Genomic DNA, 14,809 nt, shown 5'->3' on the forward strand with positions numbered 1-14,809 from the left:
AGGCTTGACCTCCACCAACTCAGTCCGCCTCAATTGCCAGCGCGAGCGCGTGCCGGGCAGCAAGGTACTCGGGAAGCTCACGCGTTTCGATCTGGTGGCGCGGCCGGGCAAGGTTCACGTCGTACTGAAGGGTGAGGCGACCCGGTGTCCCGGCGATGACGAAAACGCGGTCGCTCAGGTACACCGCCTCATCCATGTCATGCGTGATGAACAGGATGGTGGAACCGGTCTGCTCCTTCAGGCGCAGCAGCTCGTCCTGGAGCGAGGCCTTCGTCATTGCATCGAGCGCCCCGAACGGCTCGTCCATGAGCAGGACCTTAGGCCGCATGGCCAGGGCCCGCGCGATCTGGACGCGTTGCTGCATACCACCAGAGAGACGCCACGGAAACTCGTTCCGGCGGGAGTAAAGCCCGACCATGTTGAGTGCCTCGTCCACGCGCTCCTCACGCTCCCGGCGAGAGAACTTGCGTTCGAGGCCGAGACCGGCGTTACGTGCGACGGTGCGCCAGGGCAGGATGGCGTTGCCGTAGTCCTGAAAGACGGTGACCACCGTCTCGGGCGGACCCGAGATCTGCTGACCGTAGACCTCGACCGAACCCTTTGTGGCCTTCAGCAGGCCCCCAAGCACTCGGAGCAACGTCGTCTTGCCGGTTCCTGAGCGTCCGACGATTCCCACGATCTCGCCAGGTCGCATCGTGAAATCGATGTCCGTCAGCACGGAGAGCTGGCCGCTGGAGATAGTCAGGTCGACCGAGACTCCCGACAACCGGTAGGCGTCGGTATCGACAACCTCGCCTGCTGGGGAACCTGCACGATTCACTTGGTGGTCAGACATATGCACCTCGGGGTTCTCTCGAGTGGTCAAGCGGGGGAGAGAGGATGCCAGTGCCGGCCCCCTCTTCATTGTGATTAGCCCAGGTCCACGAGGATTTCCTTCATCGGCGGGAGGTTGGGAAGCATTCCGAGCTCCGCGTACAGCCTCTGCATGGGCGCAAGGTCGTCAGCGGTGATGTCGATCTTCCAGTTGGTCAAGGGGTGTCCGACAACCAGGTCCTTGGAGAGACCAATCCAGTCCATCAGCATGTCCTTGGCTTCGGCATCGTTGTCCTTGACCCACTGCACCGCTTCGATCATCGTCGCCTTGACGCGTCGGAGTGCCTCCGGGTTTGCCTCCGCGTAGTCTGCGGTGGTCACCAGCACGCTGGCGAGGAGTTCGTCCTGTCCGGTGGCAAGCAGCGTCGGGTCACCGAGCGCCTTATAGCCCTGCTTCTCCAGGTTCACTGCGTGCGGGGTGATGCTCCACACTGCTGAGACCTGATTGGCCTTGAGCTGATCGGCCTGAGTCTCCCATGGCACTACTACCTTGGGAGTCTTCGCGGAGTCGCCGCCCTGCTTGTCGATCATGTAGTCCATCGCGGTGGTCGCGAACCCGGTGAGGCTCGGTACACCCAGGGTGGTTCCGGAAAGATCGCCGAAGTCCTTCACCGACTTGTCGTTGGTGAACACGGGGAACGAGGGCAGTTCGGTGGTCGAGTTGCCGACCCCGGCGAAGATCCTCAGAGGCAGGCCCTTCTCGACCGCCTCGAACGAGGACTGCTGGGTGGTTTGGAGCACATCCGACTGCTGGCCCAGAGAGGCGATGCCGGCCGGGCCAGGGGTGATCTCCGTACCGACGAAGTCGATGCCGTTCTCTTCCCACATCCCCAGACGGTCGGCCACCACGATCGGCAGCGTCGACGTGCCCACGTTGTAGGACAGGCGAACGGTAATGAGCTCCTGTTCGGTCTCCGTGCCTGGGTTTGCAGCCGGGGTCGGCTCCGAGGAGGCACAGGCCGCGAGGCCGCCGAGGAGGGCGAAAGCCGCTACTCCTGCCAGCATCCGGCGAACAGGGGTACGCATGATTCCATTGGTCGTCATTGACATCTACTCTCCATCGAGCGCTGCCTTGAAAGGCAGATAAGTGAATGGTTCAGGAAATAACTGTTGTAAACAATAACATAGGTGATGGTCAATGCACAGTCTCGGGAGTGGGCAGTTTCGTCCCCTTCAGCCATGACCGGTCCTCGATGAGGTCGGCACAGGTCTCAGAGGCTTTCCACTGTGGTGAGGCGAGCAGGTGCTGGTGGAATGGCAGAAGTGTTGCCACGCCGTCGATAGTGAAATCGTCCAGGGCTCGCATCATCAGAGCCGTTGCCTCGTCCCGCGTCTCAGCCCATACGATCACCTTCGCGAGAAGGGGATCGTAGTAAGCGGAGACCTCGGAGCCAGCTTGAACACCGGAGTCGACGCGTACATGAGGGCCGGATGGCTCGGCATACTGAGTGATGACCCCGGGCTGTGGGAGGAAGTTGCGTGCAGCCTCCTCCGCGTTGATGCGGCACTCGATCGCGTGCCCGCGAAGGCTGACCTGATTCTGCGCGACCGACAGAGGCCTGCCCGCGGCGATCATGATCTGCTCCTCGACGAGGTCCACACCGGTCACCATCTCGGTGACCGGATGCTCCACCTGGATGCGCGTGTTCATTTCGAGGAAGAAGTATGAGCCATCGACGTACAGGCCCTCCACCGTTCCCACGGACCTGTAGTCGACCGCCTTGGCCGCCTGCACCGCGATTCGTCCGATACGCTCACGCATCTCGTCCGTCAATGCGGGGGCGGGGCTCTCCTCCACGAGCTTCTGGTGCCTGCGCTGAACCGAGCAGTCCCGCTCGAACAGGTGCACGACCGAACCCTGCGAGTCAGCCATCACCTGCACCTCGATGTGGCGAGGATTCTCGAGATACCGCTCGATGTACACGGTGGAATCACCGAAGAAACGGGCGCCCTCCTGGGCTGCGCCCTCGAAAGCCTCGTCGATCTCCGCGGCGTTGCGCGCAACTCGCATGCCCTTGCCGCCGCCGGCCCCGGATGCCTTCACGACAACCGGATAGCCCACACTCTCAGCAATCGAGCGAGCCTGCTCCACATCCTCAACCGGGTCAATGACACCGGGAACGACCGGAACACCCGCCCGTTGCATGAGGCGTCTCGCCTCGATCTTCGAGCCCATGGCCCTCATCGCCGACGCAGGCGGCCCGATGAAGACAATTCCCGCCTCTTCGCAGGCATCTGCGAGTGCGGGATTCTCGGCAAGCAGACCGTAACCGGGGTGGATGGCCTGCGCTCCGGTTTCGAGTGCGGCGGCAATGATGCGGTCGATGCGCAGGTAGCTCTCCGCCACCGGATTGCCGCCGATCAGGACGCTCTCGTCTGCGAGCGAGACGTGCACGCTCTGCGCATCGATCTCGGAGTGGACGGCCACGGTCGCGATATCGAGCCGCTTGAGTGCCCGGATGACACGCACGGCGATCTCGCCCCGGTTGGCGACCAGGACCTTGTCGAACAGCACCGGTGCAGGGGACGTCATTCGATTGTCGCTATCAACGTACCGGGGCTGACGGAGTCCCCCTCTGCGACGTGGATTCCGGCGACCACACCGGAGATGACCGACTCGACCGGGATCTCCATTTTCATCGACTCCAGGACCACCAGGTCGTCGCCCTCTTCGACCGCGTCGCCCACGGCAACGACGATCTTCCAGACGACGGCCGTCAGGTCAGCCTCGATCTTCACCATTAGTTCTCCTTGATTGAGGTCGTCACGGGCGCAGGCTCCGTCTTTTTGCTACAGGGTCCATCGTGCGATAGGCCGGACCGATCCACCGGCACAAGATCGCGCGGGTGTCCCGAGGGTCGATGACATCGTTGACCCCGAACCTGGCCGCCGTACGCAACGGAGAGCCGAGGGCAGAGAATTTCGCCTCGAGCTCCGACCGGCGCGCATCTGGATCTGGCGACGCTTCGATGTCTCGTCGATAGAGAGCGTCGACGCCACCCTCGACCGGCATGGGGCCCCAGCGGGCGGAGGGCCAGGCGATGCGGTTGTTCAGCCTGCGCGTCGGGCCGTAGGCTGCACCGCCGACACCGAACAGGCGCCGGGTGACCACGGTGTACCAGGGAATGGTGCACTGCTCGATCGCGGCTAGTGCCCTCAAGCCCCGTCGGATGGTCCCGCGCATCTCGGCATCAACCCCGATCACGGTGCCCGGCTGGTCCGCGAGGTTCACCATTGGAATGTTGAAGGTGTCACACAGATCAATATGCCTGGTGAGTTTCTCGGCGGCCTGGTCGTCCATGCCACCGCCGTAGAACTTGGGGTCATTCGAGATGAAACCGACCGGATAACCGTCCAGGCGGGCGAAGCCGACGATGGACGAACGACCCCAGCCGCGACCTACCTCGAACACACTGTCGTGGTCGAACACCGCGCGGATGATCTTGCGCGAGTCGTAGATGGAGCGAACGTTGCGAGGGATGATGCCCAACAGAAAGTCGTCACGCCGCTCCGGGTCGTCAGTCGGCTCCGTGCGCTGGGGAAGTTCGTGAACGCTCTGAGGTAGGTACGAAAGAAAGCGGGCGGCCTGGGCGAGGGCATCCGCCTCGTCGACGGCAGAGTTGTCGACCACCCCGCTGTGCTTCGCATGGATCTGGGCCCCTCCGAGCTCTTCGGCAGTGACCCGTTGGCGCATTCCGGCTGCGACCACCGGCGGGCCGGCAGCGAACACCTGGCCGATACCTTCGATCTGGACGGAGAAATGCGAAGCGGCGACCCGCCAAGCTCCCAGCCCCGGGCATGGACCGCAGGCAATCGACACGACCGGCACTTCGGACAGCACCGAGAGCCATTGCCACTGGGTGGCCGCCGGCATTGACGTATAGCCTCGGTCCTCCATGCCCTTGAGACTTGCCCCCGCCATATCAACGAGGCGCACAACCGGCATCCGCATCTCGACTGCCAGAGTCTCGATGAAGGCCCGCTTAGCCGACCCCACCTCGTTGGGAGTCCCGTTCCCGACGGTGAAATCATCACCGCACACCGCAACGTCGCGACCGCTGACCCGTCCAACTCCGATCAGGACGTTGGACGGCACAAACGATGAGCCCAGCTCGGTGCTCTCATCGTCTGCGAAGCCGGACAAGGTGCCAATCTCCTCGAAGGAGTCTTCCTCGAATAATCCGGTGATGCGCTCCCGAACCGTCCACTTGCCCCTGGAGCGCTGCTTCTCCAGCGCGACGTCCCCTCCCATCGCAAGAGCGCGCTCCTTTCTCGCCGCGATCTCATCGACTTCGGGCTGCCAGTTGTTCGAACCACCCGCCCCAACGCTGGTCATGCGAGTTCCACCGAATACTCCCGCCGCAGGGCAACACGATCGATCTTGCCCATGGCATTGCGTGGGAAGTCCTCCACAAAGTGGATCTCCTTGGGTGCCTTATACCCGGCCAGCTTTTCCTTCACTGCGGCCGTGATGGCATCCGTCTGCTCGGTTCCGGCGTCAGTGCAGCCGTCGGCCAGCCGCACGACACCGACCACGCGCTCCTCCATGACGGCGTCGGGCGTACCGATGATGGCCACCTCTGACACGAAGTCGAGGGCGGCCACGACATCTTCGATTTCCTTGGGGTAGATGTTCTCCCCGCCAGAAATGATCATGTCCTTCTTCCGGCCGACGATATACATGTAGCCCTCATCGTCGATGCGTGACAGGTCGCCCATCTTGAGAAAGCCATCCGGTGTCAGCGCTTCCGCGGTGATGTCGGGACGGCCGAAGTACTCGCTCATCATGAAGTCGGAGCGCACCTCGAGTTCCCCCACTCCCCCAGCCTGGAGGATTGTCCCGTCGTCCGCGACGATTCGCACGTCGACGCCGGGCGCCGGGCGCCCGACGGAGTTGAGCCGCTCGTGGAATTCGGCCCCACCGATGGAAGACACCATTCCTGACTCCGTCGATCCGTAGAAGTGGATCAGCTCGGCATTCGGGAAGTGCTCCTGGATTCTCAGGAACTGGGCGGGTGAGGCGCCGTTCCCGCCGATTCCGCATGATCGCACGCCCGAAGTGTCAACGCCCTCCAGCGCCCCCGACTCGAAGAGCAGCTGGAACTGCGCCGGGACACCCGAAATGTGGGTAACCCCTGCGGCGATGTTGCTGGCGGTGACCTGTGGCTTGAAGCGGATGATGCGGGTCCGACCACCCTGTATGAGCGTCTGGAGCGGACCCGTCCCGCCGCCGACGTGGAACTGCGGTGCCCCGCGCAACACGAAGGCGCTCCTGCCCTGCGGCTGCACCATCACCGAGACGACAGCCTCCAGAATCCGCTGCTGCTGGGTGCGGGCGACGCCCTTGACCTGTCCGGTCGTACCGCTGGTGAAGATGATCTCGTGCGGAGAGTCGGGTCTTCCCCCGAAATCCAGGTCGGGATCGACTTCGCGGTAGATCTCCTCCAGGGGTCGCCAGCCGGCCGGCACCGGAACATCCGCCGTGCCGACCGTTAAGCGGTGCTCGACGTTGAATTCGTCGCAGATTGCAGCCACCTTGTCAACGTGGTCCGGGTGCACGATGAGGCACGCGGGCCGGACCAGTGAGATCGCGGCGCGGAGCTCGGCATCACGCAGCCAGAAGTTGAGCGGGCTGAATCGCAGCCCGGCCTTCGCCGTTCCGTGGTAGGCGATGACGTATTCGGCGGTGTTCGGACTCAGCCACATGACCGAGTCCCCGTTGCGGAGCCCCAGGTCGCGCAGGCCGGCCGCGAGGGAGGAAGTGCGCTGGTGCCACTGCGCATAGGTGTACTGCACCGAATCGTCCTCGATGGCGATGCGGGAGGCGTTTCCACCGGCAAGCGTCCGGACTAGATCCTGATAGCTGAACATGTCGTAGGTCATCCTTGGTTAGGCTCTGGGCTCACCAGCGGGTGGGCCAGCTCATGAGGGGCTTGGGGGACTTCGCGTCGTAGGCGTTCGGCGCAAGGCGCTCGAGGTCGCGCACAATGACGCGGCGTGATTCAGCGGGGTTGATGACCTCGTCGATGCGCATGCGGCGTGCCGGCACGTAGGCGTCGAACTCCGTCTCGAATTCGCTCTCGGACTCGGCGAGCACGCGCTGTCGCTGGTCGGCGCCGAGACCGCTCAGATCATTGCCGACGACCACCTGGGCGCCGGCCTTCTGGTCCATGAAGCCGAACCTGGCGTTGGGCCAGGCGTAGAGCCCGTCGACAGACTCGAAGATGCCGCCCAGGGCAAAGTACCCGAAGCCGTAGGCCTTGCGCAGCACGACCGTGAGCTTGGGAACGGTGAGCATCGCGAACGCCTGCTGCATCATGATCGCGCGGGCGAGGAGGCGCTCGTGCTCCACCTTCTTGCCGACCATGAACCCCGGAAGGTCCTGCAGGAAGAGGATCGGGATGTTGTTGGCCTCGCACAGACACATGAAGCGGATGGCCTTGTCGCACGAATCCGAGTCAAGGGCGCCCGCCTGGAACATCGGCTGGCTGGCGATGACGCCGACGGAGAATCCGCCGATACGGGTCAGTGCGGTGATCAGGGGGCGACCGAATTCCGACTGGATCTCAAGGAACCTGCCGTCGTCTGCCAGTCTCCGCAGAACCTTCCGCATGTCGTAGGCGCGACGCATACGGCTCGGCACCTCGTCGGCGAGAGTGACGTCGATCAGGGAGTCAGGGTCGAAGGGCGTACGGTCTGGAACACTCCACGAGTTGGAGGGAAGATAACTCAGGATGTCTCGCACGATGCGAGCGGCATCCGCATCGTCTTCCGCGCCGAAATCCACCTGTCCGGTGATCTGCATGTGCACGTCGACCCCGCCGAGTTCCAGAGCCGTCACCTGTTCGCCCGTCGCAACCTCGATCAGACGGGGTGACGTGATCGACAGGGAACTGCCGCGCACCTGCACGACAAGGTCCGAGTGAGCCGCGGCGAACGACGACCCCCCGAAGGACTGGCCGGTGATCACCGAGATCATCGGAATCCGTCGTTGACGCATGGACGACGCCGAATCGAGTTCCATTTCGGTGAGCCCCTCGGCACCCAGAATGTCGGGGATGCGCGCTCCCGCGCTTTCGCCGAGGGCGACAAACGGGTTTCCGCGCTTGAGCGCTTGGGCGAGCATCCGCTTCTTGCGTCGGCTGCCCATGGTCGCCGTGCTGCCACGCTTCACGTTGATGTCGTCGGCAACGATGGTGATCGGCCGACCGTCGACCTTCGCATGTCCGGTGATCTTGCCGTCACCGGGAGTCGTCTCGCTGTCGGATGCGCGCCCCGAGACGACGAACGTTCCCACTTCCTCGAACGAGCCCGCGTCGCTGATCATGTCGATGCGTTCGCGCGCCGTGTTGACGGTCGCGTCGAGCGGATGGTCGACGCGCTGCCTGCCCCTGAACGTGCGAACTTCCTCGCGACGGCGCAGCAGGTCCTCCGTCGCCAACAGCTGGCCTTCATCCTTCAGCCGCAGGCGGACGGGCGTTGTTTTCGCGTTCACGGAATCGTCGACGTCAGTCATACGCTGCTCGCGATCGGTTCCCGCCGATGCTCCATCAACTCGAGAGCCATGTTCTTGGCGCGCTCCATGTCGAAGTGGTTGCGCATGACCAGCCGCTGGGCGTAGATCCCTCCGCCGGCCTGCACGGTGGTGACGCCGATCCACCCACCGAAACCGTCTGAGGTGAGGTTTCGAATCAGTTGGAACAGGCGGATGCGGTACTCGCCTGACTCCGAGGCTGCGGCCATGTACTTGTCGAGGTAGTCCCTGAGTTCTGGGTTGTCGTAGTCGGCCATCGAAGGCGTGGTGACGATCGACCCGCCAGCGACATCGACAAGGTCGCGAACCGTTGTGGCCCACTTGGTCGCTGCGAGGACTTTGGCCGCATTGATGTAGAGCTCATTCGGCGTGAAGACCCCGTTCGAGAACGTCGCGGTCGCAATCGACGCGTCCAACGTGGCGCGCAGCAGAGTGGCGTTGAGTACCATCTCGTTGATCTTGTCCCTGATGTGACTGATCTTCTGCGTTCCGTTGGCTTCGGCGATCAGCTGGGCCAGCCCGGCCGCCTGCTCAGCGCGGTTCACCTGGCCTGACGTGGCGCCCAGGCGCTCCCACAGGCCCAGGCTGTGCGCGAACACGGCGGCCTCGTTCGTCTGGCCCTCGAGGAAGATGCGGTCATTGGGCACGAAGACATCGTCGAAGATCACGAATCCTTCCGGAATCGCCCGATCCCAGCTGAGTGGGTAGTCGCGCGGGTCTGCGGAGTCCTCGCTCAGCGGGAGCACCGACACGATCTTGACACCCGGCGCGTTGACCGGAACACCGCAGGCGATGGCGTACTCCTCTTCGCCCGGCTTCATGCGCTTCGTTGGCATGACCATCATCTCGTGGGCCATCGCCGCACCCGTGATGTGGAGCTTGGCCCCACGGATGACGACGCCGTCCTCACGACGCTCGACGATCCTCAGGTACTGGTCAGGGTCAGCTTGCGCTGCCGGAGCGAGCGAACGGTCGCCCTTCGAGTCCGTGATGCACTGCACCATCCGCACGTCCCGCGCCTTGCACTCGGCAACATAATTGCGGATGCGCTCTGAGCCGAGTGGGAACACCGGTTCCAGGCGATCCGCGGCGGTCAGCAGCGACATGTAGGACTGGTAAGTGAGGTGAACAAGCATGTCCGCGTCGTGCAGCTCGGTGAGTCGATGCCGCATGGCCTCGGTGCTCGTCGGCACCTCCATTACCGGGTTGAACGCGTCAGGGCCCGGTTCATAGAATCGGTCATAGGAGTCGGCGAAGCGGTCTATCGTGCTGCGAAACTCTGGCACGGCCGTGATGTCCGCCAAGCGTTCACCGCGATAGTAGACGGATCGCCCGTCCAGGAGTGACTCTCGGTATTGAGCACCTGACAGCATCTACAAGCCTTTCACACCATTGGAATTAGCACTTCCCGGTCACGATAGCATGTGTTCTAACTTAGAACAATCCAGTTCATAAACCATCGGGGCGATATAGTACTTTCATGCCCAACTCTCCATCGTCATCGCATCTGGCCACCAGTGGCGTCACCATGCTGCTCGGCCAGTTGGGCAACGCCGTTGTGCGGGGCCTGAAAGAGAAACTCAAGCCATATGAGCTGCATCCCCGGCACTATGCAATCCTGAGCGAATTGTCCCGCACGCCCGGAATGTCCCAGCAGGCTGTAAGCAATCTGCTGCTCATCCACCGGAGCGCAATGGTCGCACTGCTCGACGACCTGGAGTCCCGCGGGTACCTCACCCGGGAGCGCAATGCCGAGAACAGGCGGGAACACTCGCTGTTCCTCACCGACTCCGGAGTGAGCGTCCTGGCCGAACTCCGTCCGCTCGCCGCGAGTTTCGAAGACGAATTTCTCTCCCGACTGAGCCCGGAGGGGCGCACCGAACTGGTGCGACTGCTTCGTGAACTGTCTGAGGCTCACGACTTTGAGCGAATGCTTGCCATCGATGCCGACGCATCCGCATTGAACGGCACTTAGGGCACACAGAGGGCCTAGTCCTTGCAATCTCGGATGGGATTGTATATATCTTGAACAGTTCATTATTCGCACGCTCTTATCCGAATGAACTACTTCCAGAATGCAAGGACGCACCGTGACCATGTCAGCCATCGCTCTGCCGCTTCCCTCACGCTCGACCATTATCGACCGGGTCGCCCCCACCAGCCGGGTCACCACCAACGTCCTGCTCATCGTCGCAGGCGCTGCCGTGACCGCCGGTTTCGCCCAGATCCAGGTGCCGCTCTGGCCCGTTCCAGTGACTGGCCAGACCCTGGCGGTCATGCTCGTCGGGGCCAGTCTCGGCGCACGCCGCGGAGCCGCCGCACTGGCCTTATACATTGTCGCCGCTCTTGCCGGGCTGCCCGTCCTCGCCGGGTTCAAGGGTGGCCTCATCGCCGTAACCACCCCCAGCTTTGGATTCGTGATCGGTTTCGTCTTCAGCGCTGCGCTCATCGGCTTGCTCTCCGAGCGCCGTTGGGACCGTCGACCCTCACTCGCACTCCTGGGCTTCCTCGCCGCCAGTCTCGTTCCGTTCGCATTCGGATTGCCCTACATGGCGTTCATACTGGGCGGCCTCGGGCTGCCCAATGACTTCGCGACCGTGATTGCACTCGGGGTTGTGCCCTTCATCATCGGCGGCATCGTCAAGTGGCTCATTGCTGCAATGACCCTTCCACTGCTGTGGAACCTCATCAACCGTCTCGACTCAACGCGGTCATGACCATCCCTCGCTCGCTGAAGCTCGGCGTCAAGGCCTCTGCAGAGCAGTTCGCACCGCGGGAACTGGTGGAGGTCGGCGTGCAGTGCGAGACCTATGGTTTTGACAGCGTCACCGTAAGCGATCATTTCCAGCCGTGGCGACATGAGGGGGGTCACGCACCCTTTTCGATTGCCTGGATGACCGCGGTAGGGGAGCGCACGGAAAGAATTCTGCTCGGCACTTCAGTGCTGACGCCCACGTTCCGTTATAACCCTGCCGTGCTTGCTCAGGCATTCGCGACCATGGGTTGTCTCTACCCAGGGCGAGTGCTCCTCGGAGTCGGCACTGGAGAAGCACTCAATGAGATGGCCACCGGCCTCCAGGGAGACTGGCCACCGTTCGCGGAGCGGCTCGCGCGACTGCGGGAGGCGATCAGCCTCATCCGACAGCTGTGGACCGGCCAGCGTATCGATTTTCAGGGAAAGTACTTCTCCGTTTCCGGGGCGACGATTTACGACCTCCCGCCCTCGACGATTCCCGTCTATATCGCAGCAGGTGGACCAGTGGTGGCGCACCACGCAGGACTGCTGGGGGATGGCTTCATTTGCACCTCTGGCAAAGGAATGGACCTCTACACCGACAAGCTCCTGCCCGCGGTGAGCAGCGGGGCAGAAAAAGCAGGGCGAAGGCTGTCGGACATCGACCGGATGATCGAGATCAAAATCTCATACAACCGCGATCGGAGTGCAGCACTCGAGAACACCCGATTCTGGGCTCCGTTGTCGCTGACCGCCGAGCAGAAGCACTCCATCGGCGACCCGATCGAGATGGAGCGGGCGGCCGACAGTCTCCCGATCGAGCAGGTTGCCCGACGCTGGATAGTGGCGTCAACGCCGGAAGAGGCGCTCGCCGGCATCCGCCCGTACATTGCTGCCGGACTCAACCACCTCGTCTTTCACGATCCAGGCCATGACCAGGAGCGATTCCTCAGGGAGTTCTCCGAAGACGTCGTTCCGCACCTACGGGCGCTGGCGTGACGATAGCCGCCACCCTCGATGCGTCCACCCGCACAAGCATGCGGGTGGATGCTGTGCTTGATGCGGCGGATGTGATCCTGGCCCGCCGGGGCGAATCCGCCGTCACCATTCCCGAGTTGGTGCGCCTCACCTTCATTGAGAGCCCCACGATCTACCAGCTGTTCCCGGACCGGCACGCCGTGCTCACGGCGCTCCTGGAGCGATACCTTGATGCGCTGTGTACCGAACTCGGGCGCGCCTGGACGCACCCGGCACCACCAACCTGGGAAGAGCGAATCGACAGGCTGATCAGCTATGCCGTGCGGTTCCTCGAGGCACATGATCCTGCGAGAACCTTGATGCTCGGCGGCCCGTACTGCACCGTGAGCCCGCTGCAACGCCTCGCTGCGCGTGAAGGACTGGACCGGTGGGTGATGCAGGGCCTCCGGATCGACCTTCCACGGCATACGGATGTGTTCGGTTACGCAATGGGTATTGCGGCTGCCACGTTCCGCCATGGCTACCTCCGCCACGGCAGGGTCACCGTTCAGACCGGCGAGCATGCGACGCGAGCCGTCGTGGCATACGTGGCGTCATTCCTCGGTCCGTCAGACCGGTAGTCGCCGGAGACGACGATCAGGTCACTTGATATGCCGTGTATCTGACAGCATCCGCATCGCGCACGCAGGAGGCGACGAACAGGGCGCGCTCCATCCACGCGAAGCGGGGCGCCGACGTCTCGACGGTGATCGCGGTCCGGAAGTAATACTGCGACGGTTCCGCCTGATGACCACGCAGGAGCGCTTCAAGCACTTCGGGGGGTCCGCTGCGTACGCCGACGACGTGTAATAGGAGAAGATCCCCGACCTCTGTGCGAGCCGAGTACCTTCCGTTGATCTCGATCGAACCGTCTGGGCGGACAAGCTGCCAGTCGGCTCCCCCTGGCAATATGTCGGCAACCAGGGCACCGGATACGGTTCCACCGACGATGGGCGCGACCCGACGATGGCCGGCGCGTGTGACACCGTGGTCTTCGAGTAGGCCGAGTCGCACGTCGACATCGAATGCTGCCACGAGGGCGGGGACGGGGGCGGGGGCGGGCATGCTTATGACTCAGCGAAACGCGCGCGCAAGTCCGCCTTGCGGATCTTCCCGCTTGCAGTGCGAGGCAACTCGTCGATCACCACCGTCTTGACCGGCAACTTGAAACGCGCGAGCCGACCATCGAGGTACTCCCGCACCGTGTCGGTATCGATGGACGCGCCGTCACCTACGGTGAGCACGGCCCAGGGCACCTCGCCCCAGCGGTCGTCCGGAACGCCGATGACGGCCACGCCGGTGACCCCCTCGATGTCGTTGATGAGGTTCTCGATCTCGGCAGGGTAGATGTTCTCACCCCCCGAGATGACCATGTCCTTCAGCCGATCGGAGATATGCAGGTAGCCGTCAGCGTCAAGATAACCGAGGTCACCGGATCGGAACCAACCGTCGTCGGTGAAGGCCTTCGCGGTGGCGTCGGGAAGTCCGTGGTAACCAGCGAAGACGTTCGGGCCCGAAATCTCGATCTCGCCCACCGTCCCGCGAGGAACCACCCGTCCCCGCTCGTCGGCGATTCGGACGTCGGTGAAGAAATGCGGAAGCCCCACGCTGCCCTGCTTGTCGCGTGTCCGATCGGGGGACAGCGACGTGGCACCGGGCGCCGTCTCGGTCATCCCGTAGCCCTGCGAGAATGACAGGCCGCGCTGCTCGTAGGCGTTCAGGACGCGGCTCGGCACCGCGGAGCCGCCACAGGTGAGCTTGCGCATCGTGGACACATCGGTGGTTGCCCAGTCCGGGTGGTCGCAGAGCATCTGGTAGGTCGTCGGAACCCCGGCGAGCATGCTCACGTCGTACTGCTGGATCAGCGCGAGCGCCCGGCGCGGCTCGAACCGCTTCTCGAGGATGATCAAGCCGCCATTCAAGATGATCGGAAGGGCCCCCATCCCAAGCGAAGCCACGTGGAAAAGTGGTGAGATCATCAGCGCCACATCAGTGGAGACGATGTCGTAATCGACGATCACGTTCAGCGCGGACCAGGTGAGATTCCCGTGGGTGAGGACGGCTCCCTTGGGCTTGCCTGTGGTGCCGGAGGTGTAGAGTATCGCGGCCGGGTCGTCGAGGGTGACGACGGCGGCGGCGACACGACCGATGGAAGCCTTCGCGAGCAGTTCGCTCAGCCCCCCTGCGCCAGTCACGATGCGGTGGGGTACGGATGCCGCGACCTCGGCAACCCGCTCGGTGAACTCCAGGTCATGGATGAGCGCGCGCGCCCCGGAGTCGGTGAGCACATGCTCGATCTCCGGCGGCGCGAGTCGCGTGTTGATCGGAACAAAGACCGCCCCCAACTGAACGGTGCCGAACAGCGCGGCGAGGAACTCGGGACTGTTCTCCCCCAGGAACGCGACCCGGTCACCTTTTCCGATGTCGCGCTGCGCAAGAATCGCGGAGATGCCGTCGGCCATGTCGGCGAGGCGTCGGTAGGTGAGCGTCTGCCCGTCGCCATGCACAAGGGCGATCTTGTCCGGCGTCTTCAGCCGGCGCTTCGCCATCCAGGATCCGAGTCCGTGATTGTGCATATCTCTCCTCTTCGAGTTGGTGTGTGGGTCACCACCGAGCACGGTGAGCCTGCCGGCAACGCGATCAGCCGGCCC

At 63.4% G+C, this 14,809-nt stretch carries 14 protein-coding genes; 4 read left to right on the plus strand and 10 right to left on the minus strand.

Annotation, left to right across the window (positions count from 1 at the left end; all coding sequences use genetic code 11):
* Positions 1–19: 19 nt before the first annotated feature.
* The 8 genes from ACX3O0_RS10935 to ACX3O0_RS10970 form a co-directional block, all read right to left on the minus strand.
* The gene (locus ACX3O0_RS10935) at positions 20–835 is read right to left on the minus strand and encodes an ABC transporter ATP-binding protein (RefSeq protein ID WP_459107728.1); all 816 of its coding nucleotides are present in this window, start codon (positions 833–835) and stop codon (positions 20–22) included.
* A gap of 74 nt (positions 836–909) precedes the next feature.
* Entirely contained in the window at positions 910–1,917 is a 1,008-nt protein-coding gene (locus tag ACX3O0_RS10940; protein ID WP_459107729.1) for an ABC transporter substrate-binding protein, read from the minus strand.
* A gap of 91 nt (positions 1,918–2,008) precedes the next feature.
* A complete protein-coding gene (locus ACX3O0_RS10945) occupies positions 2,009–3,406 on the minus strand; it encodes an acetyl-CoA carboxylase biotin carboxylase subunit (RefSeq protein ID WP_459107730.1) in 1,398 nt (465 codons plus the stop codon).
* On the minus strand, positions 3,403–3,615 hold the full coding sequence (locus ACX3O0_RS10950; RefSeq protein WP_459107731.1) for a biotin/lipoyl-binding carrier protein: 213 nt from the start codon (positions 3,613–3,615) through the stop codon (positions 3,403–3,405). The genes ACX3O0_RS10945 and ACX3O0_RS10950 overlap by 4 nt, the downstream gene beginning before the upstream one ends.
* A 22-nt stretch (positions 3,616–3,637) precedes the next feature.
* Positions 3,638–5,209, minus strand: a complete 1,572-nt coding sequence (locus tag ACX3O0_RS10955) for an acyl-CoA carboxylase subunit beta (protein WP_459107732.1) — start codon at positions 5,207–5,209, stop codon at positions 3,638–3,640.
* Positions 5,206–6,756, minus strand: coding sequence for a class I adenylate-forming enzyme family protein (locus tag ACX3O0_RS10960; RefSeq protein WP_459107733.1), 1,551 nt, complete (start codon positions 6,754–6,756; stop codon positions 5,206–5,208). Before ACX3O0_RS10960 ends, ACX3O0_RS10955 begins: the two co-directional genes overlap by 4 nt.
* 19 nt (positions 6,757–6,775) lie before the next feature.
* The gene (locus ACX3O0_RS10965; protein WP_459107734.1) at positions 6,776–8,389 is read right to left on the minus strand and encodes an acyl-CoA carboxylase subunit beta; all 1,614 of its coding nucleotides are present in this window, start codon (positions 8,387–8,389) and stop codon (positions 6,776–6,778) included.
* Positions 8,386–9,780, minus strand: coding sequence for a 4-hydroxyphenylacetate 3-hydroxylase N-terminal domain-containing protein (locus ACX3O0_RS10970; protein ID WP_459107735.1), 1,395 nt, complete (start codon positions 9,778–9,780; stop codon positions 8,386–8,388). The genes ACX3O0_RS10965 and ACX3O0_RS10970 overlap by 4 nt, the downstream gene beginning before the upstream one ends.
* A gap of 107 nt (positions 9,781–9,887) precedes the next feature.
* On the opposite strand from ACX3O0_RS10970, the gene ACX3O0_RS10975 reads away from it, so the two are divergent.
* The 4 genes from ACX3O0_RS10975 to ACX3O0_RS10990 all read left to right on the plus strand — a co-directional run bounded on the left by ACX3O0_RS10975 (position 9,888) and on the right by ACX3O0_RS10990 (position 12,739).
* Positions 9,888–10,382 (plus strand): MarR family winged helix-turn-helix transcriptional regulator, encoded by a 495-nt coding sequence (locus ACX3O0_RS10975; protein WP_459107736.1) that lies wholly within the window; start codon positions 9,888–9,890, stop codon positions 10,380–10,382.
* 121 nt (positions 10,383–10,503) lie between these two features.
* Entirely contained in the window at positions 10,504–11,124 is a 621-nt protein-coding gene (locus ACX3O0_RS10980) for a biotin transporter BioY (RefSeq protein ID WP_459107737.1), read from the plus strand.
* Positions 11,121–12,140 (plus strand): glucose-6-phosphate dehydrogenase (coenzyme-F420), encoded by a 1,020-nt coding sequence (fgd, locus tag ACX3O0_RS10985; RefSeq protein WP_459107738.1) that lies wholly within the window; start codon positions 11,121–11,123, stop codon positions 12,138–12,140. The genes ACX3O0_RS10980 and fgd overlap by 4 nt, the downstream gene beginning before the upstream one ends.
* A complete protein-coding gene (locus tag ACX3O0_RS10990; protein ID WP_459107739.1) occupies positions 12,137–12,739 on the plus strand; it encodes a TetR/AcrR family transcriptional regulator in 603 nt (200 codons plus the stop codon). Before fgd ends, ACX3O0_RS10990 begins: the two co-directional genes overlap by 4 nt.
* A 16-nt stretch (positions 12,740–12,755) precedes the next feature.
* Here ACX3O0_RS10990 and ACX3O0_RS10995 read toward each other — a convergent pair whose 3' ends face one another.
* On the minus strand, positions 12,756–13,223 hold the full coding sequence (locus ACX3O0_RS10995; RefSeq protein WP_459107740.1) for a DUF3237 family protein: 468 nt from the start codon (positions 13,221–13,223) through the stop codon (positions 12,756–12,758).
* A 2-nt stretch (positions 13,224–13,225) separates the two neighbouring features.
* Positions 13,226–14,734 carry an acyl-CoA synthetase gene (locus ACX3O0_RS11000; RefSeq protein WP_459107741.1) on the minus strand — a complete coding sequence of 503 codons (1,509 nt, stop codon included), beginning with the start codon at positions 14,732–14,734 and terminating at the stop codon, positions 13,226–13,228.
* Between the last annotated feature and the right edge of the window lie 75 nt (positions 14,735–14,809).

This window comes from Homoserinimonas sp. A447 (assembly GCF_054489325.1).